General features: G+C 57.3%; 19 protein-coding genes. 11 read left to right on the forward strand and 8 right to left on the reverse strand.

What is annotated here, in order from left to right:
- The 7 genes from AB1A64_RS01010 to AB1A64_RS01040 all read left to right on the forward strand — a co-directional run bounded on the left by AB1A64_RS01010 (position 1) and on the right by AB1A64_RS01040 (position 10,299).
- A complete protein-coding gene (locus tag AB1A64_RS01010) occupies positions 1-2,043 on the forward strand; it encodes a dynamin family protein (RefSeq protein ID WP_366549683.1) in 2,043 nt (680 codons plus the stop codon).
- Entirely contained in the window at positions 2,040-3,326 is a 1,287-nt protein-coding gene (locus tag AB1A64_RS01015; protein WP_366549684.1) for a dynamin family protein, read from the forward strand. The genes AB1A64_RS01010 and AB1A64_RS01015 overlap by 4 nt, the downstream gene beginning before the upstream one ends.
- A 339-nt stretch (positions 3,327-3,665) precedes the next feature.
- Positions 3,666-5,834: a protein kinase gene (locus tag AB1A64_RS01020; RefSeq protein ID WP_366549685.1), complete on the forward strand. Its 2,169-nt coding sequence runs from the start codon at positions 3,666-3,668 to the stop codon at positions 5,832-5,834.
- 208 nt (positions 5,835-6,042) lie between these two features.
- Complete coding sequence (locus AB1A64_RS01025) at positions 6,043-7,074, forward strand: FHA domain-containing protein (RefSeq protein ID WP_366549686.1); 1,032 nt, start codon at positions 6,043-6,045, stop codon at positions 7,072-7,074.
- Positions 7,075-7,077: 3 nt separating this feature from the next.
- Positions 7,078-7,863 carry a PP2C family serine/threonine-protein phosphatase gene (locus AB1A64_RS01030; RefSeq protein ID WP_366549687.1) on the forward strand — a complete coding sequence of 262 codons (786 nt, stop codon included), beginning with the start codon at positions 7,078-7,080 and terminating at the stop codon, positions 7,861-7,863.
- 22 nt (positions 7,864-7,885) lie between these two features.
- Positions 7,886-9,148, forward strand: a complete 1,263-nt coding sequence (locus tag AB1A64_RS01035; RefSeq protein ID WP_366549688.1) for a transporter substrate-binding domain-containing protein — start codon at positions 7,886-7,888, stop codon at positions 9,146-9,148.
- 44 nt (positions 9,149-9,192) lie between these two features.
- Positions 9,193-10,299, forward strand: coding sequence for a transporter substrate-binding domain-containing protein (locus AB1A64_RS01040; protein ID WP_366549689.1), 1,107 nt, complete (start codon positions 9,193-9,195; stop codon positions 10,297-10,299).
- 294 nt (positions 10,300-10,593) lie between these two features.
- Here AB1A64_RS01040 and AB1A64_RS01045 read toward each other — a convergent pair whose 3' ends face one another.
- The 8 genes from AB1A64_RS01045 to AB1A64_RS01080 form a co-directional block, all read right to left on the reverse strand.
- The gene (locus AB1A64_RS01045; protein ID WP_366549690.1) at positions 10,594-12,807 is read right to left on the reverse strand and encodes an NADP-dependent isocitrate dehydrogenase; all 2,214 of its coding nucleotides are present in this window, start codon (positions 12,805-12,807) and stop codon (positions 10,594-10,596) included.
- Between the two features lie 230 nt (positions 12,808-13,037).
- On the reverse strand, positions 13,038-14,207 hold the full coding sequence (locus tag AB1A64_RS01050) for a tetratricopeptide repeat protein (protein ID WP_366549691.1): 1,170 nt from the start codon (positions 14,205-14,207) through the stop codon (positions 13,038-13,040).
- Between the two features lie 126 nt (positions 14,208-14,333).
- Positions 14,334-15,359: a proline racemase family protein gene (locus AB1A64_RS01055; protein WP_366549692.1), complete on the reverse strand. Its 1,026-nt coding sequence runs from the start codon at positions 15,357-15,359 to the stop codon at positions 14,334-14,336.
- Between the two features lie 9 nt (positions 15,360-15,368).
- On the reverse strand, positions 15,369-16,607 hold the full coding sequence (locus AB1A64_RS01060) for an FAD-dependent oxidoreductase (protein WP_366549693.1): 1,239 nt from the start codon (positions 16,605-16,607) through the stop codon (positions 15,369-15,371).
- A complete protein-coding gene (locus AB1A64_RS01065; protein WP_366549694.1) occupies positions 16,604-17,536 on the reverse strand; it encodes a proline racemase family protein in 933 nt (310 codons plus the stop codon). Before AB1A64_RS01065 ends, AB1A64_RS01060 begins: the two co-directional genes overlap by 4 nt.
- Positions 17,527-18,486: a dihydrodipicolinate synthase family protein gene (locus AB1A64_RS01070; protein WP_366549695.1), complete on the reverse strand. Its 960-nt coding sequence runs from the start codon at positions 18,484-18,486 to the stop codon at positions 17,527-17,529. Before AB1A64_RS01070 ends, AB1A64_RS01065 begins: the two co-directional genes overlap by 10 nt.
- Positions 18,487-18,646: 160 nt before the next feature.
- Positions 18,647-19,705, reverse strand: a complete 1,059-nt coding sequence (gene ugpC, locus AB1A64_RS01075) for a sn-glycerol-3-phosphate ABC transporter ATP-binding protein UgpC (RefSeq protein ID WP_366549696.1) — start codon at positions 19,703-19,705, stop codon at positions 18,647-18,649.
- Entirely contained in the window at positions 19,702-20,508 is an 807-nt protein-coding gene (locus AB1A64_RS01080; protein ID WP_366550242.1) for an IclR family transcriptional regulator, read from the reverse strand. Before AB1A64_RS01080 ends, ugpC begins: the two co-directional genes overlap by 4 nt.
- Positions 20,509-20,649: 141 nt before the next feature.
- Between AB1A64_RS01080 and AB1A64_RS01085 the strand changes: the two genes are divergently transcribed.
- From AB1A64_RS01085 to AB1A64_RS01100, 4 genes are all read left to right on the forward strand, one after another.
- Positions 20,650-21,909, forward strand: a complete 1,260-nt coding sequence (locus AB1A64_RS01085) for an ABC transporter substrate-binding protein (protein ID WP_366549697.1) — start codon at positions 20,650-20,652, stop codon at positions 21,907-21,909.
- Positions 21,910-22,006: 97 nt separating this feature from the next.
- On the forward strand, positions 22,007-22,930 hold the full coding sequence (locus tag AB1A64_RS01090) for a sugar ABC transporter permease (RefSeq protein WP_366549698.1): 924 nt from the start codon (positions 22,007-22,009) through the stop codon (positions 22,928-22,930).
- 1 nt (position 22,931) lies between these two features.
- The gene (locus AB1A64_RS01095) at positions 22,932-23,780 is read left to right on the forward strand and encodes a carbohydrate ABC transporter permease (RefSeq protein WP_170349905.1); all 849 of its coding nucleotides are present in this window, start codon (positions 22,932-22,934) and stop codon (positions 23,778-23,780) included.
- Between the two features lie 21 nt (positions 23,781-23,801).
- On the forward strand, positions 23,802-25,142 hold the full coding sequence (locus tag AB1A64_RS01100) for an alpha-glucosidase/alpha-galactosidase (RefSeq protein ID WP_366549699.1): 1,341 nt from the start codon (positions 23,802-23,804) through the stop codon (positions 25,140-25,142).
- The last annotated feature ends 14 nt before the right edge of the window (positions 25,143-25,156 follow it).

The following is a 25,156-nucleotide window of genomic DNA, read 5'->3' on the forward strand; positions in this document are numbered from 1 at the left end:
ATGAGTGAGAACAACCGTCGCGAGTTAATCCGTATTGCCGATGATATGAACGGCACCTCTAATGAAGAGACCCGCCAGTTCATTTCGCGCATTGTCAGCGACCTGACGAATCTGAAACCTTCGATTGCCTTTGTCGGGCAGATCAAGGCCGGCAAATCCCGTCTGATCAACGGCTTCACCGGGCAGGCCGAATACCTGCCATCGGATGTGAACCCGTGGACGACGGTGATTACCGATATGCATTTCGGCCACCCTTCGGGACGCACTGCAGGCGCCGAGTTCCATTTCTTCGACAACCGCCAGTGGCAAGCGCTGATCGCCGAAGGCGAAGAGCTGCGCAACATGTTCCCCGATGACGAGGACAGCTATAAGCGCGAAATGATCGAAGAGCAGGTCGAGGCGATGAAAACCCGCGCCAAGCTGCGTCTGGGTGAAAGCTATAAGCACCTGTTGGGCCAGCATCACGACCTTGATGACCTGAATTCGGACGATCTGGCGCGCTATGTCTGTGCCGGGGATGATCCGACAGAAGAAAACGAACATGATCCGGGATCGGATCGCGGTCTTTACAGCGATATCACCCGCAAGGCCGAAGTCTATTTCGACATCGGCCACTTCCCGTTCCCCCTAACGGTGACGGACACGCCGGGCGTCAATGACCCGCTTTTGATCCGTGAAGAAATCTCGCGCCAGTACCTCAAGGAATCCGACTTCTTTGTTGTGGTTCTATCTGCGCATCAGGCCCTGTCGCGCGCCGATCTGAAACTGTTCCGCCTGATGCAGGCGTTGGAACTGGGTCAGATCGTGGTTTTCATCAACCGCGTCGACGAACTGGGCGGTGGGGCCGAAGATGCGGGCAAGGTCCAGGCCGATGTATTGGACGGTCTGGAAAAAGCACTTGGCAATTCGGATATCGATGTGCTGATGGGCAGCGCCCAGTGGGCGCATTATGCGCTGACCGGGGACGAAACAGGTATCAACCATGATGAGGTCCTGGCCTGGCTGCGCGCGCATCCGGAACAAATGAAGCAATATCTGGACGGGGTCGAAGAAATCAAACGCGGCTCGGGCCCGATCAGCCGCGAAGGCGTCTTGCGGTTTGCCGCCATGATCGCTTCGGGCCTGCCAGACCTGCGCCGTCACGTGACCAGTGCCCTGACAGAGGGGCCGCGCAATGAACAGTTGCGGATGGCGTGGCAGCACCTCAACAGTTTTGCCCATGGCGAGCTTGAGCGCAGCAAGGCCCATCTGCGCGTCATCGAAGAAGAAATCAGCCCTGCCCCCGATAGCGGTGACGAGAACAGTAAGACGCTCGCCGACCTACGCACGCTGGTAACGCAAAAAACCTCGGAAATCGTCAATGACATGGACGATGTTCTGGCCAATCTGCGCGGTGTCATGGATGACACCGTGGCCGAGTCCGTCTCGGCCGTGGTTAGGGGGCCGAACGGCGATTCCCCCCTGCTTGCCAAGGGTGGGGATACCGAGCTGAACTTCACTCCGCTGCGCGACCGTATGCGCGAACTGGTTCAGGGGGCCACGCAAGTGGTGCGACAGCGGATGCTGAGCGAATTGTACTCGATCGACATGCAAAGCAATGCCGCCCTGCGCGCCCTACCCGGCTGGCAGGACCCAAGCGACAACCGGATGAATACCAGTGCCGTGCGCTGGTTCCGCCCGGATACCACGGCACTGACCCGCGGCATTACCGTTGAACTGCGGGTCAGCTGGCTGTCACGTCTGATTTCACGCAAAAGCGTTGTCGCCCGCGCCGAACGCATGATCGTTCAGGAATTCGAGATGATCGGCGACGATCTGGTAGACACCGCTCGCAGCGATTTGTTGGAACGCCTGAACACCGTTCTGGATCATTACCTGGCCTTGCTGGCCGGGCATCTTGAACATCGCACTGGAAGCGGCGAAACCAATGAGCGCAATGAGGCTCAAATGGCCTTTGATCAAGCACAGCGCGTCGTGGCAGAACTAAGCGCCGTATTCGGTGCGGATGACGTAGACAAATTACTAGCAGAGGCGGCGGAATGATCGAATTTCCCGGAACCGAACAGGAAGTCAGACAACTTGAACGCTTTCTGAACGCGACCGAAAATGTGTCGGCCGATGCGGCCTTGGGCGATATGCGCGACCGTGCTCTGGCCCATGCCGAACGGCTGTCCAACGCGGTCAACATCGGTTTCGCCGGGGAATTCGGGGCTGGCAAGTCCAGCCTTGCCAACATGTTGGCCGGGGCCGATATCCTGCCCACCGGGCCACAACATCTGAAATTGCCGCTGGTTATCGTGGCCTATTCCGAAACTCCGGAAACCACCGTGGGCTGGTGGGATCGTGAGCCCAAGGTTTACTCCGGCATCGCGCTGGAAAAAGCCGCCGCGGATGAACCCGATTTCATTTCGGTCGGGCTGAACACCCCTGCCCTGCAGGAAATCTCTTTGTTCGATCTGCCGGGAACCGGCGCGTTGGACGATAACTACAAAGAGACGCTCGATCTGCTGAAATTCGTCGATTGCGCGATCTGGTGTACCAACGGGACCAATGCCTGGCGTGAAACCGAACGGCATCTGTGGGTACAAGTTCCGCAAGAGCTGCGCGCCAATAGTCTGCTGGCCGTCACCCACACCGATCTGCCGCATGTCAGTGAAGCACTGGATCGGGTTCTGTCGCGGCTTAACAAGGAAAAGGGTGATTTGTTCCGCTCGGTCGTGCCTATCGGCACGCCGGTTGCTGTCCGCGCCATGGCGCAGGAGCCCGAGCCCGATTTTACCCTGTGGGAAACTTGTGGTGGCCAAAATCTGGCCGAACAGGTTTTGGAGATCGCATCCGCCCGCCGTCTGGCTGACCTTGAAGCCGCACAGGCAGACCTGAAACAGGACTTTCTGCCCTTTCTGGAAACGCTGGAACTGCCCGAGGCCGAGCCGCAGCCGGCCGACACTGCCTCGATGCATGCCACGCTGGAATCAGCGTTGCCGCCGCTTGAAAACCCGATCCTCGAGGACTGGCTGGCCGCAATTGCCAGCATCTACGAAGACCTGCGTGAATCGTCGGATATCGAACCGTCGGCCTTTTTGCACTCGTGCCAGGAAATCGTCGAAGATTTCGCCGAACGGTTAGAGCAAGGGGGCGAAATCGACCCCACTGCCGACTGGATCCCGGGCGAGTTCGAAAAGGCCACCGACCTTTTGTTGTTGTTGCAATTTGAAAGCGGTGACGCTCCCTTGAAGGACGCGATCAGCATTCTGGCGCAGCTCAGCGATAACCTTGCTTGGGCAGGCAGCCGAGTGGATTCGGCGCAGCCAAAAACCGGAACCTGATAACTTCTCGTTTAAATTGAGTCGCGATGCAGCGATTCGAATGCCCCAGAATCGCACCTAAATTTTTCTGACTCCGTTGACCAAGCGGAGACAAACAGTCGATCAGCTTGCATTTTGTGCAGGCTGATTTTCAACATTTAGCAACACGATTTCACCTAAACACTATATGTAGTATCGAACCGAAAACAGTCCATAGTGAAGCCATGAGGCGGCCCCAATAAAGTCAAATTTGAAACGTCTAACCGTCTTAAGTGTCCTGCGGTTGTGTTTGGTTGTGAGTTCGAGGGCGATTTAGCCCAGTTAAATAAACCGCAAAACGATCAGAACGGGCGGAAAGAAATGAGCCACAACCAGGCGGTCGGTGCATCGCACGACGAACCGAAAATTGAAGGACTTCAACCCGGCGCAAAACTGCTGCGCGGTCAGTATGAAATCCTGCGTTTCCTAAGCAATGGCGGCTTCGGGATCACCTATTTGGCCCGCGACAGCCTAGAGCGTGACGTGGTGATCAAAGAATGTTTTCCGGGTGCCTTGTGCCGTCGCAATGGCGACATGGTCGAACCCGCCGATCCCGATCACAAGGACGATCTGCGCGCCATCATTGATTTGTTCATTCAAGAGGCCCGCAACCACGCGCGTCTGGTGCATCCCAATATCGTAGACGTCCACCAGGTCTTTGAAGACAACAACACCGCCTATATCGCGATGGATTTCATCAAGGGATGCGATCTGCTGGATCACGTTGAAAACTCCGACAACAAGGCGGGGCCGGATTTCATCGTACAGGTGACCGAAAAGATGTTGTCTGCGGTGTCTTTCATCCACCAAAGCGGCATGCTGCACCGGGATATCTCACCCGACAATATCCTGATCAACGAGAACGGCGATCCGGTGCTGATCGACTTCGGTGCCGCGCGCGAACAAGCAGCGCAGCAATCCGCGGCTCTGTTGACCCTGCGGGTAATCAAGGACGGTTATTCCCCCCATGAATTCTATGTGCGTGGCGCCGATCAGGGCCCCAGCAGTGACCTCTATGTGCTGGCCGCCACGCTGTATCACGCCATTAGTGGAGAACGCCCAATTGATGGTCAGACCCGCCTGAACGCATTCAACAATGGCCAGGACGACCCCTACTCTCCGTTGGCTGGACAGTTCAAAGGCTACCCGGATGGGTTCCTTGAAGCGATCGACAAGGCGATGGAGATCCACGTCACTGACCGCCTGCAAAGCGCGTTGGATTGGTTGCGCATGTTCCGCGGTCCGGGCGTGATGTTCGATACGTTCGATTATCGTCCGGTTTCGGTCATCGTTGCGATGGACCGCAAGGATGATGAGGTTGAAAAAGCCCGGATCAAAGCCGAAAGCGAAAACGCCGAGGCCGTGGTCACCGCACTGCTGGCTGGCAACGCAGATCTGGCTCTGGGCAACGAAGACAAAAATGACGATGAGCTGGCCAAGTTCACGTCCAAGGAAGACACGGCTGTCGCCGTGGACACTGTGGTCAAAAGCGGGTCGGGTGGCAGCGGAAAACTGGTTGCGGGCATTGCCGTTGTCGTGGCCGGTCTGGCCGCAGGCGGATACTTCCTGATGACCAGCGAAAAACCGGAACCCGCACAGGACACAGCGGTTGTGACCGAACCCGCAACGACCGAAACCACCACCCCAGCAACAACGCAGGTCGAAACTGAGACGGCAGCGCCTGTCGAGCAGACTGCTAATACCGAAGCCCCTGTCGAGCAGGTGGCCAACACTGAACCTACGCCGGAACCAGTTGCACCGGCGCCTGTTATGGCAGAACCTACGCCAGTGCCTGTCGAGCAGACACAGGCCCCCTCGGCTGACACACAAGAGGCCCAAGCCCAGACAGCCGAACCTTCACCCGCAGAGGTTTCGTCGGGAACCCCTGCGGAAACGCAAGTTGCCTTCTCGCATTGGGATGTCGAAATTCCGTTCCAGTTCTCGCGACGTCGCGTATCCACCGGCAGCATCATCGCCGTTACCGGCATTGACCCGGCACAAGACATGTCGGTGATCGGCGATTGGGTCACACGCGGCGCTGCGATCTATACGCTGAACGGCAAACCCATCCGCGAGAACGCAAGCTTCGCCGCGCATGTTCTGGATGATCTGTCCGTTGATCCTGACGGGTATATCCGCGTGACCGCGCGTTATCGTCCGCTGGGCAAGACCTTGGCCCAGAACGGCTTGCTGGCTCTGCCTGCCATCCGTGTGATCGGTTTGGAAAACGGCATTGGCTTTACCGTCCGCAATGAAGACGGTCAGGGCTGGAAGGCGACTGTAACAACCACCCCCACCGATACGGCGGGAGGCCTTCGGGCAGGTGACGTTCTGATCTCGGAAGCGCAAACCGGGACCATCCTGAACGAAGAAGAAAGCTTGGATACCCTGCTCGAAACTTTGGTTTCGGGCAACCACACGCAGGCCCGACTGACCGTGCTGCGCAACGGTGCCGAAGCTGAGGCCGTGATGCAGCTAGCGCAGGAGTAATCTGACCGGTTCGAAAGTGATCTGCCGCAAAGTGAAAGCGAAGGGTGGTGCCTGGAAATCCGCCACCCTGACGGGGACCGGCCCGTCGCGGCAGATAAAAGTTGGTTTGATTTCCAGATTGTAAGTGCCGTTGTGCCGATGCGCGCAGAGGCGAGTAGCAGCCCCGCAGGACGAAAACCCTGTGTCAAAAAGCAAAGGTGTCGACACCATGTTCAAATATAAAAGCCCTCTCAGCCGGCTTCTCGAAGGTGCCGGCAAACCCAAAGAAGAAGAAACCGAAGTGGAAGTGGTCGCGGAAGAAACCGCAGAGCCCGAGACGGAAAAGCCCCAGCCGATTGCGGATTTCAACGCACTGCGTAACGCGCTGGCCGGTGGCAACATGTCGTCGGAATCCTACGAAGAAGCTGACGAGCTGATCCCCGAAAAGGACATGCCCGAGTTTTCCGACGAGCCCGAAGAAGATGCTTCAGAGGACGTCGTGGTAACCGAAGTGGTTGAAGAGGCCGAGGATAACATCTTCGAAACACCCGAAACCCAGCCCGAACCAGAAGAGCCGGTTGTAACCCTGCACATCGCCACCGACGAAGAGGGCGAGGCGGAAGAAACCGCACAGACCGAGGAGCCGCAGGAAGAGGCCATTCCTGAGGTTGTTGTTGAAACACTCGAGACCGCCCAGCCTGAGCCGTTTGAACCTGCGCAACCCGAACCAGTCGCTGAAATCGCGCCTGAACCAGAAATTACAAATGAACCGCCTCAGCCAGTTCAAACGCCCGCCACCGAGGACCGCCGTGGCCGCGTGAAAACCACGTTCCTTGGTTTTGAACGCGCCGACACGCACGTTCAGGAGATGATCGAAAGCGCAGATCCGGTAGCCAAGACCGAGACTGCGCAGGAAACCTTCCCTGTGGGTTGGCTGGTTGTGACGGCCGGACCGGGTCGTGGATCCTGCGTCACCCTGACTGAAGGTCTGATGCAGATTGGCCGCAACGACGATCAGGCCATTCAACTGGACTTTGGCGACACCGGTATTTCGCGCAGCAATCACGCGGTGATCGCCTATGATCCCGAAGACCGCAAATGTTATCTGGGTCATGGTGGCAAAGCCAACCTGGTCCGTCTGAACGGCAAGCCCGTGCTCAGCACAGTGGCACTGTCCAGCGGTGACCTGATCCGGATCAGCGAAACCTCGATCCGGTTTGCCGCGTTTTGCGATGACGGCTTTGACTGGCGGGATGCCTGATAGATGCTGGCGCAACCGGCATATGACATTGCACTGATCCTGGAACAGGGTCAGCGCGACACGCAGGAAGACGCGATCGCAGCACGTATGTTCGATGCGGCCAATGCCAGCTATGTTGTCGTCGCCGACGGCATGGGTGGTCATGCGGCAGGTGAAGTCGCCTCGGAACTTGTGATTGCCGCCTGGCGCGAGGCGCTGGACGCTGAGCTTGAGAGCAATACCCCGACCGAAAGTGCGATAATCGACGCGTTGCCCTTGGCTGCCATGCAAGCCAATGCCGCAATTGCCGCGCGTTGCGAAGAAAACGGCGAGGGCCTCAACATGGGGTCTACCCTTTTGGGTGTGCTGTTGCTGGAACAGCGCGTGTTCTGGATTTCGATCGGCGACAGCCCGTTGTACCTTTTCCGCAACGGGGTGCTGCGCCAGATCAACGAAGATCACTCCATGGCTCCGGTCATTGACGCGCAGGTGGCCCAAGGCACCCTGACAGAGGCCGAGGCGCAGGTTCACCCGGACCGCAACCAACTGACCTCAGTGGTCATGGGGGCCGCAATCCCCAAGGTCGATTGCCCGGAAGAGCCACTGCACCTGACAGCTGCGGATGTGTTGATTCTGGGCAGTGACGGGCTGCAGTTCCTCAGCGACGCTGAAATTCAGGCCATTGTGCAAGCCAACACGCATGCATGGGCACAGGACATCGCCGAAGCGTTGTTGCAGGCGCTCCACGCCAAGTTTGACCCCGATCAGGACAATGCCTCGATCGGTGTTGTGAAATTAACAAGAAACTAACCAAGGCAAAGATACAGGACCCATGAAAACCCATCTGTTCATATCCAGCCTGGCACTTGCTGCCGCGGCCGGTGCCGCCTCGGCGCAAGAGGCGTGCTCAACCTACGAAATCCAATCAGGCGACAGCCTGCGCGAATTGACGATCAGTGTCTATTCGACCGAGGATTTCCGCATCATCTTTGACGTCAACCGCGACGTGATCGGCAACAACCCGAACATCATCCGCGTGGGCGACGTGCTGACCCTGCCCTGCCTGGAAGATATCGGGCGTGCGCGGGAAGTTCCGCAAACCGAAGCCGAAGCCATGGCAGCCGAGATGGCAGCTGAACTGGTCGCAGCAGCCGAAAAGCGTGCAGCAAAAGCTATTGCCGAGGCCGAAGCCCGCGTAGCAGAGGCCGAGGCCGAAGCCAAAAAGACCAGCGAGGACGCGGTGGTTGCAGCCAAAGCCGCGGCCCGCGAAGAAATCGAAGCCGCCCGCGCCGAGGGGGCCGCGTTGATCCGCGACGCGGATGGCGGGACCCGCCCCGATATTCGGGATCGCCAACTGCTGCTGATCACCGGCGGCAACTATGCGCCGTTCACAGATGAGGCCCTGCCCCATCGCGGACTTTATACCAACCTTGTCGAAACCGCGATGCTGCGGGCCGCGCCCGAGCAGGCCTATAAGATTCAATTCGTTAACGACTGGTCCTCGCATCTGGACCTGTTGATGCCGACACTGGCCTTTGACGGCACCTTCCCCTGGTCGCGCCCCAATTGCGAAACGGCTGAGGCGCTATCGGAAAGTGACCGCGCGCGGTGCGAGACCTACAACTTCTCGAACCCGTTCTATGAAGTCGTGGATACCTTCTTTGCCCGCGAAGGATCGGGCTATGAACAGACGCTGACCTATGCCGATTTTGCGGGCACCACGATCTGCCGCCCCGAGGGATGGTCACTGTCGCATATGGATGCGGTGGGTCTGTATGAACCTGCGATCACGCTGATGCGCCCTGTGTCACCGGATGATTGCTTTCACGCGGTTATGGATGGCTCTGCCGATATCGTTGCGATCGAAGCGCACTTGGCTGTCGGTGCAATCAACCGCCTGGGCTATGAGCATCGCATTCTCGAAAACCCCAACCTGGCGGCGATCAAGTCGCTTAACGTCATGACCCACAAAGATAATCCGGATGGGGAAGCGATCCTTGAGACGCTCAACCAGGGTCTGGCGATCATGCAGCAATCTGGCGAATGGCGCGATATCGTTTCGACCGCTCTGCGTCATCAAATGGAAAATGGCTAAGGCCCCAACCGGCCTAACAACAAAAAAGTCTGGAGGAATTGGACATGTTTGAAATGAACCTGAAGAAAGTCGTGATGTCGGCAACAGCCGTCACCGCCCTGAGCGCCGGAGCCGCCGCCGCACAGGAAGCCTGCACCAACTATACCGTTGCGGATGGTGACACGATGGCCACCATCGCCATCGCGGCCTATGGCACCTCGAACTATCAGCCAATCTTCAACGCGAACCGCAACCTGATCACAAACCCGAACGATCTGGCACCAGGTCTGGTTCTTGCGCTGCCTTGTGAAGACGGCAGCCTGCCGAACGGTCAGTCAGCTCAGGAAGTTATTGCGGCCGAGGAACAGCGTGCGGCAAGCGTCAAACGTTCGAATGTCTATGCGCCGCCGATCAAAATGGTCGCGGGCAACGGATGGGAGCCGTTTACAACTGAATCCCTGAACGGTGGCGGTATCATGACCCGTCTGGCAACAACCAGCCTTCAGCGTGCGGGCAACCAGCGCGAATACTCGGTCAGTTTCGTTGACGATTGGACTTCGCACTTGGAAACACTCTTGCCGCTCGGGGCGTTTGATATTTCAATCGCATGGACTGTCCCGGATTGTACCAACCGGACCTATGAATGGTCTGATGAAACAACAGCTCGGTGCACGCAGTTCGTCGCTTCTGTGCCAGTCTATGATGTTGTTGGTGGCTTCTTCACCTTGCCAGAAAGCGACTACGCTGGCGCCACGAAATTTGCAGACTTCGAAGGTTCAACCGTTTGCCGCATGTCTGGCTGGAGCATGGTTGTTCTGGAAGAAGTTGGTTTGAACCGCCAGAACACCACAGTGGTCCAGCCCAATTCGGCTCGTGAATGCCTTGATGCTGTATTGACTGGTACTGCAGATGTGGCGGCCTTTGAAGTTGATCTGTTCGCGTCGACGATGAAAGATATGGGTTTGTCCCCGGCTGATATCGTTGAAAACCCGTACGTGTCCACTTTGTCGTCAATGAGCTTCCTGGCGCACCGCACCAACCCGTTCGCTCGCGAATATATTGCGATGATGAACAAGGGCCTGATCGAGATGCGTGAATCCGGCGAATGGTACGCGATCATCTCCGATACTCTGCGCGAGCAGAACGAAAAGTTGAACACAGCGTCGAACTGATCAGTCAGTGCACTTGAAACCCTTAGGGCCGGTCTTAGGACCGGCCCTTTTTTGGTTTTCTCGTGCCGGTTTTTGGTCAAATTCTTGGAATTCTAGCGCGCCAACTGCAAAGCCTACGGGAATCCCCTAATACCCGGATTAGTTCAGAGTGATATTCTGAAAACAACTATACCGGAGAGGCGCAGCCTCCCCACTCACTCAAAAAAGGGCCGACTTTTGGGGGTCGGCCCTTTTTTTATTTAAACCTTTGTTTTTCAGCGAAAAAGCCACGCCTGAAGACGTGGCTTTCGGCGATCAGCCGATGATCGCATTCAAGGTTGCGCTGGGGCGCATCACAGCGGCAGCCTTGGCCGGGTCGGTGTGGTAGTAGCCACCAAGATCGGCGGGCGAACCTTGCGCAGTAGCCAGCTCACCCAGGATCTGACCTTCTTTTTCGGCCAACTCTTTGGCGATTGGTGCAAACTCGGCCGCCAGGTCCGCATCATCGGACTGCGCCGCCAATGCCTCGGCCCAATAACGCGCAAACCAATAATGGCTGTCGCGGTTGTCCGGCTGGCCAACCTTACGGCTGGGCGATTTGTTGTTGTCCAAAATACCTTGCGTCGCCGCCTCGGCCGCGGCACCCAGAACACCTGCCTTGGCGTTGCCTTTGCTGTCGGCCAGGAAGTTCAGCGATTCACCCAACGCGCAGAACTCACCCATCGAGTCCCAACGCAGGTGGTTTTCCTCAACCAGCTGCTGCACGTGTTTCGGCGCCGAACCACCGGCACCGGTTTCAAACAGGCCACCGCCATTCATCAGCTTGACAATGGACAGCATCTTGGCCGAGGTGCCCAGTTCCAGGATCGGGAACAGGTCCGTCAGGTAATCCCGCAACACGTTGCCGGTAATGGCGATTGAATCCTTTCCAGCGGTGATTGTTTGCAAGCTTTGCTGGGTCGCTTCGCGCGGCGCCATGATCAGGAACTTATCCGCCACGCCAGCGGCCTCAAGCGCCGGTTTGACGTATTTGATCAGCTCGGCATCGTGGGCGCGGTTTGCGTCCAGCCAGAAGATCGCCTCGGACCCCGTCAGACGCTGGCGGTCCAAAGCCAGTTGAATCCAGTTTTCGATCGGAGCTTTCTTGACGGTGCATGCACGCCAGATATCGCCAGCCTCAACCTCATGCGACAGCAGAACTTCACCGTTTGCCAGCACAATGCGGATCACGCCATCAGCAGGCGCTTCGAACGTGGTTGGATGCGAGCCATATTCTTCGGCTTTCTGCGCCATCAGGCCTACGTTGGCGACAGCACCGACTGTGGCCGGGTTCAGCGCTCCATTGGCTTTGAAGAAGTTGATGGCCTCATCATAGACACCGGCATAGCAGCGGTCAGGGATAACACAGTTGGTGTCGCCCTTGGCGCCGGTCTCATCCCAACCCTTACCGCCCGCGCGGATCACTGCGGGCATCGAGGCGTCGATGATCACATCCGACGGCACGTGCAGGTTGGTAATGCCCTTGTCGCTGTCGACCATGTACATGGACGGACGATCAGCTTTCAACTCGTCGATGGCGGCCACGATCTCTGCGTTGGCCTTAACGCGGTCCAGCAGATCACCCAGGCCCGAGTTCGGGTTTACACCCAACGCGTCCAGCTCGGCGCCGTATTTTTCGAACACCGGCGCCAACCAGGCTTTGACGGCATAGCCAAAGATGATCGGATCCGACACTTTCATCATGGTCGCTTTCAAATGAAGCGAGAACATGGTGCCGTCTTTCTTGGTGTCTTCGATGGCAGCGGACAGGAAGGCAGACAGGGCTTTGACCGACATAAAGGTGGCATCTGCCACGGTTCCTTCGTCCAGCGGCCAGTTGTCTTTCAGAACGGTCACGCTGCCGTCTTTGCCGACGAAATCGATCTTGGCATCACCCGCTTGCGCCGCGGTGATGGTGGCCGATTTTTCGTTGGCATAAAAATCATTGCCGGACATCGACGACACTTTGGTCTTGCTGTCGGTGGCCCATTCCCCCATCGAATGCGGGTTTTTCTGGGCATAGTTCTTGACGGCCTTCGCGGCACGACGGTCGCTGTTGCCTTCGCGGAGAACAGGGTTCACGGCGGAACCCTTGATGGCGTCATACCGCGCGCGGATCGCCTTTTCCGCGTCGGTCGAAGGCTCTTCGGGGTAGTTCGGGATATCATAGCCCTGCGATTGCAGTTCTTCGATGGCCGCAACCAATTGCGGGACCGAGGCCGAGATGTTCGGCAGCTTGATCACGTTGGCCTCGGGCGTTTTCACCAGCTCACCCAGCGCGGCCAGATCATCGGTGATGCGCTGTTCGTCGGTCAGGTTTTCGGGGAAGGTCGAAAGAACACGTCCTGCCAGCGAAATATCCTTGGTTCCAACACTGACACCCGCGGCGCCGGCGAATTTGCAAATGATGGGCAGTAAGGACGCGCTGGCCAGCTCAGGCGCTTCGTCTACAATGGTATACAATATATCGAAGTTCGATTTTTCTGCCATATTCTTTTACCTTTTTTCAACCTTTCGGGGCGTGCGATCCAAGAGTGGTGCCACATCTGCGTGGCTTGATATAAGGCGCGATTATCCTGTCGCACCCATGGTAACTCTGATTTGACAGGGTTTCCCTTAAATCAGGTTGGCCTTGGGATCAATCGTCTAGTTGGGGTGCAAATTGACACGGGGTTGAGAAATCCCGAGGTTGCTTAAACATTCAGCTGTTTAGTTCAGCCTTACTTATCTTTTTCCAAATCATGCGGCGCTGTGCTTACGGAGCGAAACTTTAGGGGCTCGATCAATCTGCCCGCATGTAAAACGTAGTCAGAAATCGCTTTATTAAGATGCTCAGGTGACCCGTCATACGCTTGGCGTGGAACTGATATTCCTTGTTTGCCGAAGGAATCCAATATCGCTTTTCGTCCTTTGTATTCAAACGATGGCAGAGCATTTTCAAGCTCTGACACCGCCAAATCCGGTCGTCCCATAACCGCGTAGAGATGGCCTCGGAGCATCATTTCTTCTTTATTTCTCCACAAATACCATCCGACGGCATTGTAGAACCACCGTTTTATGAAAATACCTTTCATTGTGTCATCATCTTCATGCTGATATGCAGCAAGCTTCTGAACGTATTCTATCCCCTTCTTTTCATCACCAATCTCAAGGTGCACGCGGGCCTGTAGCAGCAGCACTGTTCCAATGTCGGACGTCAACCGATCAATTTCTGACACAGCTGCCAACGCGCCAAGATAATCACTGGTGTAGCTAAGGTGGTATTCCACACGCAGTTCGTAGGCCCAAATCTGTTCTGGCCAACGCATTGACGCCTGATCCAAGAACGTCTTGACTGCATCTTTTCCGTCTTCTTGATTTAGCAAAAAGGCAATTGCATAACCGCTTTTTCGGCTATCAGGCTTAATATCAAGCACCCGCTCATATCCCAAAACAGCTTCAGCAAATCTTCCTTGTTTTTCATCAATTTCCGACTTTCCAAGCAAAGCATTCGTGTTTTTTGGATCTATCGACAATGTTTTTGCGTAGTCGGCTAAAGCCGCTTCGCTGTTTCCTAGAGCATCCAAAGCCATAGCGCGTCTCAGAAATGCAGTCGCATTTTTGGATCGTAAAGCCAGAGCCTGATTATAATCCGCAATGGCGTTCTCATATTGGCGATCGCAGTAGAAAGCCCAACCACGTGCCCCCAGCAGCGTGCTTTGATACGCCGGAGTGAGCCCCTCAACCGCCATCAACGTTGTACACGCGCCGGTTACATGGGACGTGCTGCCTTTATTACCCAGACAAGCTGCAGTCAGCTTTGCGTGTTCCGCGTCAAGTTTGGACGGTGAATTAGTCGACAGCAGCAATGCGGTAATCACAACAATCAGGGCAGCAAGGCGTATATGCATCAAGGCTCCTTTGGGTCAGAGATACTAACCTTTAGGTGGTGATCCTCGACCCATTCTCAAGATGCCTCAGCCGTCAACCAACTGTAAGTGAACCATAAAAATCACACGCGCAACCTTGGCGATTGATCACACGCCCCACGTGTCACTCAACCGGTATCCCCCTGGCCAAGGGTCGTCTGGGTCCAGCATGTGCTGATGAATACCGGTGACCCAGCCTCGGCCGCTGATCTCGGGGGTGATGGCCGGGCGGTCGCCGACATGGGTTTCGTCGACGATCCGACCGGAAAACCGAGAGCCGATGATCGACTCCGCCTCGAATGTCTGGCCAACCGTCATCTGCCCCTTGGCCGCCATCAACGCCATACGCGCCGAGACTGCGGTACCCGTGGGTGACCGGTCAACTTTGCCCGGTTGGATGGCAACTGCGGACTTACCGGTCAGTCCGGTCTCGGTGGTCTCAAGCGGGCCGCAAAAGGCGCAGAATGAGATGTGGTTCCAATCCGGGTTCTCGGGATGGGTAAAGCCAAGCTGTTCATTAGAGGCATTCGTGATCGCCACACCCATGCGCGCAATGTCGCGGGCCTCATTTTCAACAATCTCGATCCCAAGTGCGGCGGCGTCGACCACCACAAAGCTGTCGCCGCCATAGGCCGTGTCCACGGTCAACGTACCAACGCCCGGAACCTCCAACGGCACTGCGATCTTGTCGGCGAAACTTGGCAAGTTCTGCACGCGAATACGCTGGGCCTTGCCGTCCCGGCACTCTGCGCGGACCCGGACCAATCCGCCCGGCGCCTCAAGCGTCATGTGGGTTTCGGGTTCCTGCATCGGGATGATCCCGCCATCCAGCAGCACCGTCGACACGCAGATCGAGTTCGATCCCGACATGGGCGGCGTGTCTTCGGGTTCCATGATGATAAAGGCGGCGTCCGCCTCGGGGTGTTTGGGTGGCACTAACAGATTGACATGGCGAAACACGCCACCCCGGGGTTCATTCAGCACGAAATTGCGCAGCGTCTGATCCCGGGCAATGAACGCGCGCTGATTCCAAAGGGTCTCTCCAGGCGGTGGCTGGACGCCACCGACGATGACATCCCCCACCTCACCTTCTGCATGGGCCGAAATCACGTGGATGGTTTTGATGCTGCGCATGTCTTGTCCTTAAAACCGGGTGGCGGAAAACGGGGCCAGGGAAATCTGAGAAGGCTGGCCGTCAATCAAAGCTCCGACCAGTTCAGCCGTTCCTGCCGATTGCGTCAGGCCCAGATGGCCGTGGCCAAAGGCATAAATGACGCCCGGCGCGTTTGGCGAGGCTCCGATCACCGGCAGACTGTCTGGCAGGGATGGGCGGAACCCCATCCACTGCGATCCTCCATCAGTGTTCAATCCGGGCAGGAATTGTGCCGCTTTTTTCAGCAACGCGTCCGCCCGTTTGAAATTTGGCGGCAGGTTCAGCCCGCCCAATTCAACCGCTCCGCCGATCCGAACGCCGCCATTGATCCGTGTGGCGACGAATCCGTGACCCGCAAATGTCAGATGCATGCGCAGGTCAAACGCGCCTGCAGGAAGAGTGGTGTTATAGCCACGCTCAGTCTCAAGCGGAATCGCGTCGCCCAATGTCCGCGCAAGGTGATGCGACCATGCGCCAGCACACAGAACCACCTTGGCCGCCTTGATCTCACCACCTGCCAGAGCGATCCGCACGCCGCCTTCATCAGCGGTCAGCCTGCGCGTGTCCTGAACTTCAATCCGACCTCCGCGATCACGAAAGATTTGGGCCAGATGCGCAACCCATTTCTTTGGATCGACAGTGTTCATCCAGTTCGGCGTGAACCCTGCATGGGTAAAACGGGGGCTCAGGCCGGGTTGTTTTTCGGCAATTGCCTCACGGCCTTCCAGCAGTTCGAAATCAATCCCATGTTGGCGTCGCAGCTCCCACTCGGGCAGGCTGGCGCGAAACTCGGCCTCGCTTTCGTACAGCTGCATTTGTCCGTCACGCTGCATCATCGCTTCGCCGTTCACCGAAGTGACCAAACGGTCCAAAGCCGCGCGGGACAAGTCCATCAAACGCGCCTGCGCGCGCAGGTGGTCTTGATACCGGCCCGGACGGCTGGCCCGCCAAAACCGGTACATCCACGGCGCAATTTTCAGTGCATAAGCTGGTGGTATGGACAGCGGCCCCAGCGGGTCGAAAAGCCATTTAGGGGCCTTGCGCAAAATCCCTGGCTTTGCAAGAGGTTCGACCTCGGAAAAGGCAAATGCGCCTGCGTTCCCGGCCGAGGCTTGTGCAGCAACACCCTCACGATCCAGAACCAGAACGTGATGGCCCCGGCGCTGCAACTCCAGCGCCGTTGTAATGCCGATCACGCCAGCGCCGATCACGACGACCCGCGAGGTCATAGGTTAATGCCCGCCTTGAAGGGGTCATCTTCCCCGAAGATCAGTGTCGCTTCGGCCATAATATGGGCCTGCCCGGTTATCGACGGGATGACACCACCGTTCGCACCGGGCTGATAGGAGAGGCGATAGGCACTGCCGATGACGCTGTGTTGCACAATCTCTTCGCCGGGTTTCAGCAACCCATCAGCGGCCAGGCAGGCCAGACGCGCGGAACTGCCGGTGCCACAGGGGGACCGGTCATAATTGTCGTCCGGGCACAGCACAAAGTTGCGACTATGGACCGTCGGATCATCCGAGGTGTCCTGAAAGATCACATGGTCGATCGGTTCGCCCTGTTCTCCACCAATCCCTTGCGCAATTGAGGCCTCTCGGATCGCAACGGTCATATCGGTCAGCTGAGGGATATTTTCGGTTTCCACCGGTATCGGGCTGGGATCGATGATGATGAACCAATTGCCGCCATAGGCCACATCGCCGGTCACCGCGCCATAACCCGGCACATCCAGCGTCACCCCGCGATGCACCCGGCGGCTTTCGATATTCGTGACGGTGACGGTGTTGGCGTCGTGCAGATCGACCGTCACGACCCCAGCAGGTGTTTCTATGCGATGTTGCCCAACACCGATCCGCCCCAGATGCGCCAACGTAACGGTCAACCCTATGGTGCCGTGGCCGCACATGCCCAGCACGGCATCCACGTCAAAATAGATCACGCCAGTCACACAGGTCGGATCAACCGGCTCGACCAGCAACGCGCCAACCATGGCAGGCTGGCCGCGCGGCTCTAACATGATCGAGCGGTAGAACCCCTCGTAGTCTGTCGCCAGCCGGTGGGCGCGTTCGGCCATCGGGCCGGAACCCAGATCGGGCGCGCCACTAAGGATGACCCGCGTGGGTTCGCCCCCGGTGTGGCTGTCGATCACATGCATTCAGCGATTACTCCGCCCTGTTTGGACCAGTCGGCGAACCAAGTGCGGAAAAGGTCGTATTGCTGTTCGCAATAGTTGCGCTGCGCATCTGTCAACTCGTCCGTTTCATTGAAGTGCAGACGGTATTCCTGTTCCCCGTTCAGCACCAGAAGATGCTTGTAATACAGCACCAGGTCGGGCCCTTCGTCAAAGCTGGACAGTACATGGATCGCCTCGGTCAGCTCTTGCGCGCGTTGACGGGCCTCGGCATGGCCTTGGGCCGCCTTTTTGGACAACCCGGCCAGCAACAAAGCCTCGCGCGGCAAGGCGGTGCCTATGCCAGTGATCGAGCCTGTCGCGCCGCAATTGACAAAGCCGTGGTAAACCTCGGTATCCACGCCAACCATCAGGGTGACCTGATCATCCTGACTGGTGATGTTTTCGGCCGCATAACGCAGATCGTCCTTGCCTCCGAATTCTTTGAACCCAATCAGGTTTGGATGCTCGGCGCGCAGGGCAAAAAACAAGTCTGCCCGTGTTGCAAATCCATAGTAAGGGCTGTTGTAAATGATCGCGGGCACATCCGGGGCGGCGGTCAGGATCGCCTTGAAATGGTTCTTTTGTGCTGCCGGAGAGCTGCCGCGCGACAACACGCGCGGGATCACCATCAGGCCAACGGCCCCTACTTTTTGTGCATGGGCCGCATGGGCCACTGCGGACTTTGTATTGATGGCCCCGGTCCCGACCACCACGGGCAACCCTGCATCGATCAACCGTTCAACGCCCTCCATCCGCTGTGCGTCTGTCAACAACGGCCAATCCCCCATCGAGCCGCAATAGACCACCGCCGACATTCCCGCGTCGATCATCTGTTTTCCCTTACGCACCAGTGCGTCGAAATCAGGCGTGCGATCAGCCTTACAGGGGGTCATAAGAGCAGGCATGGTGCCGGTGAAAACATTTGTCGACATCGAAGTTTTCCTTCCAAAAGGCAACGTAGAGGCGGGCGGAATTCACCCTTTTGACTCGCCATAACGGATATTGGATACAAAATCCAGAAAATTTACGACTGACAAAAAACGCACCAGATCACAGAGACCGGCGCGTTTTGCTTCACTCAGGATTTTGCGATTACCGGAACCGTTGCCCGGTTTCAGGATCGAATAGCATTGCACGATCTGACCGCACGGAGATACCGATACGCTCCCCTTGCTTGCTGCGCTGGTCTTCTCGCTCTTCAATGATCAGCTTGTCGCCATTGGGGGTCAACAGATAGGTATAACTTACCCCACCAAGCGCTTCGGTCAGATCAACGGCGCAAGTTTCGGCTGCACGATCAACTTCGATATGTTCGGGGCGGATGCCCAAGGTCACCTTGTTCAGACCCGCAGGTACATTGGCCGTCACCTCCAACGGTGCGCCAAGGGCGGGATGCGAGACTTTACCGTCCGCAAAATCACACTCCAGAAAATTCATCGCGGGCGAGCCGATGAACCCCGCAACAAAGCGGTTGTCCGGGTCGCGATACAGATCCATCGGCGCGCCGACCTGCTCAATCCGGCCGTCCCGCAATACCACGATCTTGTCGGCCATGGTCATCGCCTCGACCTGATCATGGGTCACATAGATCATCGTTGCGCCGATCTCATTGTGCAGCCGCGCGATCTCGACACGCATCTCGACACGCAGTTCAGCGTCGAGGTTAGACAGAGGTTCGTCGAACAAAAACACCTCAGGTCCCCGCACGATTGCACGGCCAATGGCAACTCGCTGACGCTGACCACCGGACAAGGCCTTAGGCTTGCGTTTGAGGTACTGATCCAGTTTCAGGATATTCGACGCCTGCTCAACCTTTTGGTCGATCTCGGATTTGGCGACCCCGTTCATACGCAGACCAAAGCCCATGTTCTCGGCCACAGTCATATGCGGATACAGGGCGTAGGTCTGAAACACCATCGCCACGCCGCGCTTGGCCGGATCCATATGGGTCACGTCACGCGCGCCAATATTAATCTGACCCTCGGTCGTCTCTTCAAGGCCCGCGATCATTCGGAGCAAAGTGGATTTGCCGCAGCCAGAGGGGCCAACGAAAACACAAAACTCACCATCTTCGATGTCCAGATCGATACCGTGGATTACCTGCGTCTCGCCATATCGCTTGATCGCCTGGTTCAGAGTCACTCCGGTCATGTCGCTTGCATCCTGTTGTTGTCGGCGCTTTGGCGGGTTTCGGGGAACCGCCAGGCCTGTGCTTCGGTTCCGATCTGTTCGGCCACTCGGCGAACACGGGGAACCCAGGTTTCCAATTGTTCGAAATTCATCCGCTCGGTCGATCCGGTGACCGAAATTGCCCCCAACATCCGCCCGCCCGACGTTAGAATCGGACAAGCGATGCATATAATGCCCGGCTCGTGTTCTTCGTCGTCGATGGCGTAGCCGCGGCTACGGATCAGGTCGAGGTCAGCGCGCAGCGCCTCCTCAGAGGTCAAGGTCTTATCCGTGAACCGGTGATAGCTCTGCTGAGAAACGGCGCGCTCCAGCGCGACCTCATCCAAATACGCCATCATCGCCTTACCGACGCCGGTACAATAGGCTGGGCCGACCTTGCCCGCCTGCGAATACATCTCGATCGGTTGGGCGGCGTTGCGCTTGTCGACGTACAGAACCTGACTGGCATCCAGCTGCGCCAGATGCACCGTTTCCCCGGTTTCCGCGCTCAAAGCATCCAGAAACGGCCGCGCTATCGGCGCCAATGAGCTTTGTGTCCACGCCGAATGTGCCAGCCGCACCAGCCGTAGACCAGGCGTATAGGTTTGCCGATCAGGGTCATATGATAACATGCCCTGATTGGTCAGCGTTTGCAGAAACCGATAAAGCGTCGCCTTGGGGAAATCGCTGCGCTCCAACAGTTCCGCAAATCGGACCGGGCGCGCGAAAGCCGCCACCTGATCTAGCACATCACATGCTTTTCCTATTGTTCCGTCACCTGCCACGGGCGTCTGTTCTCCTCCCATTGACCCATCGCCATCCTCACGAGGGTCTTGACAAGACTAACCGAGTCGATGTGTAGTTTTCAATATATAAAACACGGTTTCATTATTTGAAACTAAAAGTGGAAGCTAAGGGAGGAAACCATGCATTCCATGTTCAAGCGTACTGCGGTGGCGTTGGCGGCCAGTGTGGCACTTGCCGCGCCCGTAGCAGCCGAACTGTCCGGCGAGCTGCGAATCTTCCTCGACACATCGAACCCGGCGCCCCGCGCGACGATGGAAGCGATGATCGATCGGTTCGCGCAACAGCATCCGGGGCTCGAGATCGAAACCACCGTGATCGACCGCGAGGCGTATAAGACTCAGATCCGCAACTTCCTGACGGCGGACACACCAGACGTTGCGACATGGTATGCAGCCAACCGGATGAAGCCCTATGTTGAGGCCGGCCTGTTCGAAGACGTGTCCGATCTTTGGGCCGAACCCGAGATCGCAGACAATCTCGCCTCGACCAAAGGTGCGATGACACTTGATGGTAAGCAATGGGGCGTGCCCTACACCTACTATCAATGGGGCGTTTACTATCGCAAAGACATCTTTGATGAGCTGGGCCTGACCGAGCCTACCACCTGGGAAGAAGAACTGGTCAACTGTCAGAAGATCGTCGATTCCGGCCGCGCCTGTTATACCATCGGCACCAAGTTCCTTTGGACTGCCGGTGGCTGGTTCGACTACCTGAACATGCGCACAAACGGCTTCGACTTCCACAACCAACTTGCCAATGGCGAAATCAGCTGGGAAGACGACCGGGTCAAGCAAACCTTCGCCAACTGGAAACAGCTGATCGACATGGGTGCGTTCATCGACAACCACCAGACTTATAGCTGGCAAGAGGCCCTGCCCTTCATGGTCAACGGCGAGGCCGCGGCGTATCTGATGGGCAACTTCGCCGTCGCTCCGCTGCGCGAGGCCGGACTGACCGATGATCAACTGGATTTCTACCAATTCGTCGCCATCAACCCCGACGTTGAACTGGCCGAGGACGCGCCGACCGACACATTCCACATCCCGGCCAACGCATCGAACAAGGAAGCCGCACGTGAGTTCCTTCGCTTCGTTGTATCCGCGGATGAACAGTCCCAGATCAACAATGGCGCCAATCTCGGCCAACTGCCTGTGAACGCGCAATCAACCGTGGATGACGACAAGTTCCTGCTACAGGGTTTCGAGATGCTGTCGTCGAACAGCCCCGGTGGCGTGGCGCAGTTCTGGGATCGTGACGCACCTGCCGAAATGGCCAAAGTGTCAATGGAAGGGTTCCAGGAATTCATGGTCAAGCCGGACAATGCCGACCGCATCCTGGCCAAACTGGAACGCGCACGTCAGCGCATCTACGACAACTGAACCGGTCAGGTCGGGCCAAAGCCCGACCTGCACCTCATCCTGCGTAAGACGGGTGGTAACCCGTCTTACTCAACATACCTAAAACCCGAGTTTGCTCATGTCAGCCGTCGACGTCCCAGAACAGGAAAGCTGGTTCCACAGAAACCAACAACGCATTGCGCCCTGGCTGTTTCTGGCCCCGGGCCTGCTGTTCTTCATGGTTTATGTGATCATCCCGGTGTTCCAGTCCTTCAACCTGTCCCTCTATGAATGGGATGGGCTTGGGGCGGCTGAATATGTGGGCTTTCGCAACTATGAAGACCTCTATTGGGAATGGGTCGACCGGGATGCATTCTATACCTCGTTGAAAAACAACCTGATCTGGCTGATCCTCTATCTGGCCGCGATCCCGGCGGGCCTGTTCATCGCGCTGCTCTTGAATCAGACGGTCTGGGGCATCCGCCTGTATAAGTCACTATTCTTCTTCCCTTTCGTTATTTCTCAGGTCGTCGTCGGCCTCGTTTTTACATGGTTCTATGACCCGACCTTCGGTCTGCTCAACGAATTCCTCGGTCTGTTCGGGCTCGAACCACTGAACGTGCTGGGGGATGAACGCTTTGTCACCTATGGCATCATCTTTGCCGGTCTGTGGCCGCAAACAGCTTATTGCATGATCCTGTACCTGACCGGTCTGAACGCCGTGGACCCCGAACAGATCGAGGCCGGGCGTTTGGACGGAGCCAAGGGCCTGCGCATGCTGTGGCACATCATCCTGCCGCAACTGCGTCCCGCCACGTTCATAGCCTTCGTCGTGACCATCATCGGAGCGCTACGCTCCTTCGACTTGATTTCTATTATGACGCAGGGGGGACCGTTCGGCTCGTCCCGCGTGCTGGCCTATTACATGTTCGAGGTTGCGCTGTCCGAATACGGTTTCCGCATGGGATATGGCGCCGCCATCGCTGTAATCCTGTTCCTGATCATGCTCTGCTTCATCGCCTACTTCCTGTGGTCGATGTACCGCGAAGAAAAGGGGCACTGAGATGTTTCCCAAACCTATCGAAAAACAATCCCGAGCGGCCCAGATCAGCTATCAGGCAATGCTGCCTTTGGCTTTGCTGTTGTGGTTGGGTCCGTTGCTGGCGGTCGCACTGTTCTCGGTTAAACCGGCTGCGGACTTCACCAACGCGAACTATTGGGGCATGCCGTCCAGCTTTGAGGGCGCGTTCAACTATGGGCAGGTCTTCTTTAATTCAGACATGCCACGGTATCTGCTGAACTCGTTCCTGATCACCATCCCGACGGTGGTCGGGTGTGTCGCGCTCAGTACAATGACCGGGTTCGCGCTGGGGATCTACAAGTTCAAATCGAACATCTGGATATTCTTCATGTTCGTGGCAGGCAATTTCGTACCGTTTCAGATCCTGATGGTTCCGGTCCGCGACCTGACTCTGCAGCTGGGTCTCTACAACACCAAAACCGGGCTCGTGCTGTTCCACATCGCCTTCCAGACTGGGTTCTGCACCCTGTTCATGCGCAACTTCATCCGTGCCCTTCCGTTTGAATTGATCGAGGCTGCCCGGGTCGAGGGCATCAGCGAATGGCGCATCTTTTGGTACGTAGTCTTGCCACTGATGAAGCCCGCGATTGCGGCGCTCAGTGTGCTGATCTTCACCTTCATCTGGAACGATTATTTCTGGGCCGTTGTCCTGACCCAAGGGGCCGAAAGCCAACCCGTCACCGCAGGTATCACCAGCTTTAACGCGCAATTCCGCGCCGCCTATCAGTTGATGAGCGCCGGCTCTATCGTGGCAGCACTGCCGCCGGTGGCCATGTTCTTCCTGATGCAGAAACACTTCATCGCGGGCCTGACCCTCGGTGCCGTCAAATAGCTTCGAACCGGAGTTCGCCTTATGACCAAGATCACCTTTATTGGTGCGGGTTCCACGATTTTCATGCAGAACATCGTGGGCGATGCCCTGCTGACCACTGCGCTGGCCGACAGCCACTTTGCATTGATGGATATCGACGCCGAGCGCCTGGCTGAAAGCGAGGCGGTCGCCCGCGCGATGATCCGTTCTGTCGGATCGGGTGCGACCGTATCCACCCATACTGACCGCCGCGCGGCGCTGGATGGGGCGGATTTCGTAATCACCGCCTTCCAGATCGGTGGGTACGAACCCTGCACGGTCACCGATTTTGAAATTCCCAAGCAATACGGCCTGCGCCAGACTATCGCTGACACGCTGGGCATTGGCGGCATCATGCGCGGCCTGCGCACGGTTCCTGTTCTGTGGGATGTGGCGCGGGACATGATGCAGCTGTGCCCCAATGCGACCCTGTTGCAATACGTCAACCCAATGGCGATCAACACCTGGGCGCTGGCCGAGCAATTCCCGGCGCTGAAGCATGTTGGTCTCTGCCACTCGGTCCAGAACACGGTCGAAGAGCTGGCCCATGATCTGAACCTGCCCAAAGACGAGTTTCGCTATAAAGTCGCTGGCGTTAATCACGTCGCCTTCTTTATGCGGCTGGAACACCAGGGGCGCGATCTCTACCCCGCATTGCGGCAGGGATACGCAAGCGGTCAATTCCCCAAGGCCCCGCTGCTGATGCCCCGCTGCCCCAACAAGGTCCGGTATGAGGTGATGGACCATCTGGGCTATTTCTGCACCGAAAGTTCAGAGCATCTGGCGGAATACGTGCCGTGGTTCATCAAGGATGGACGGCCGGACCTGATCGAGCAGTTTTCGATCCCGCTGGACGAATACCCCACCCGCTGCGTCGAACAAGTGGCCAATTGGAAAGAACAGGCCAAGACCCTGACCGACGGTCGTAATATTAAGGTCACCCGCAGCCACGAATTCGCCGCCGATCTGATGAACGCCATCGTCACCGACGCGCCCTACGTGGCCTATGGCAACCTGCCCAACACCGGCCAAATCCCGCAATTACCCTTGGGGGCAGCGGTTGAAACCCCGTGTTTGGTGGACAGTAACGGTGTGCAGCCCTCGGTGGTCGTGGACATCCCACCACAGTTGATCGCGCTGATGCGCAGTCAGATCAACGTGCAGGAGCTAACGGTGCGCGCGCTGGTCGACCGGAACCCCGAATACATATATCACGCCGCCATGATGGACCCGCACACTGCCGCCGAACTGGACCTGCGCCAGATCCGCAACCTGGTTGATGACCTACTCATCGCCCATTCCGATTGGCTGCCGGACTGGTGCAAACCCGCCAAAGCCGCCTGACGCCAAGATTAGAA

This window comes from Ruegeria sp. ANG10 (genome assembly GCF_040705255.1).
GTDB lineage: Bacteria > Pseudomonadota > Alphaproteobacteria > Rhodobacterales > Rhodobacteraceae > Ruegeria.

Bases quoted from the DNA above. Each gene is read 5' to 3' on its own strand.
- AB1A64_RS01010 (WP_366549683.1), top strand. From the start codon at position 1: ATGAGTGAGAACAACCGTCGCGAGTTAATCCGTATTGCCGATGATATG.
- AB1A64_RS01015 (WP_366549684.1), top strand. From the start codon at position 2,040: ATGATCGAATTTCCCGGAACCGAACAGGAAGTCAGACAACTTGAACGC.
- AB1A64_RS01020 (WP_366549685.1), top strand. From the start codon at position 3,666: ATGAGCCACAACCAGGCGGTCGGTGCATCGCACGACGAACCGAAAATT.
- AB1A64_RS01025 (WP_366549686.1), top strand. From the start codon at position 6,043: ATGTTCAAATATAAAAGCCCTCTCAGCCGGCTTCTCGAAGGTGCCGGC.
- AB1A64_RS01030 (WP_366549687.1), top strand. From the start codon at position 7,078: ATGCTGGCGCAACCGGCATATGACATTGCACTGATCCTGGAACAGGGT.
- AB1A64_RS01035 (WP_366549688.1), top strand. From the start codon at position 7,886: ATGAAAACCCATCTGTTCATATCCAGCCTGGCACTTGCTGCCGCGGCC.
- AB1A64_RS01040 (WP_366549689.1), top strand. From the start codon at position 9,193: ATGTTTGAAATGAACCTGAAGAAAGTCGTGATGTCGGCAACAGCCGTC.
- AB1A64_RS01045 (WP_366549690.1), bottom strand. From the start codon at position 12,807: ATGGCAGAAAAATCGAACTTCGATATATTGTATACCATTGTAGACGAA.
- AB1A64_RS01050 (WP_366549691.1), bottom strand. From the start codon at position 14,207: ATGCATATACGCCTTGCTGCCCTGATTGTTGTGATTACCGCATTGCTG.
- AB1A64_RS01055 (WP_366549692.1), bottom strand. From the start codon at position 15,359: ATGCGCAGCATCAAAACCATCCACGTGATTTCGGCCCATGCAGAAGGT.
- AB1A64_RS01060 (WP_366549693.1), bottom strand. From the start codon at position 16,607: ATGACCTCGCGGGTCGTCGTGATCGGCGCTGGCGTGATCGGCATTACA.
- AB1A64_RS01065 (WP_366549694.1), bottom strand. From the start codon at position 17,536: ATGCATGTGATCGACAGCCACACCGGGGGCGAACCCACGCGGGTCATC.
- AB1A64_RS01070 (WP_366549695.1), bottom strand. From the start codon at position 18,486: ATGTCGACAAATGTTTTCACCGGCACCATGCCTGCTCTTATGACCCCC.
- ugpC (WP_366549696.1), bottom strand. From the start codon at position 19,705: ATGACCGGAGTGACTCTGAACCAGGCGATCAAGCGATATGGCGAGACG.
- AB1A64_RS01085 (WP_366549697.1), top strand. From the start codon at position 20,650: ATGCATTCCATGTTCAAGCGTACTGCGGTGGCGTTGGCGGCCAGTGTG.
- AB1A64_RS01090 (WP_366549698.1), top strand. From the start codon at position 22,007: ATGTCAGCCGTCGACGTCCCAGAACAGGAAAGCTGGTTCCACAGAAAC.
- AB1A64_RS01095 (WP_170349905.1), top strand. From the start codon at position 22,932: ATGTTTCCCAAACCTATCGAAAAACAATCCCGAGCGGCCCAGATCAGC.
- AB1A64_RS01100 (WP_366549699.1), top strand. From the start codon at position 23,802: ATGACCAAGATCACCTTTATTGGTGCGGGTTCCACGATTTTCATGCAG.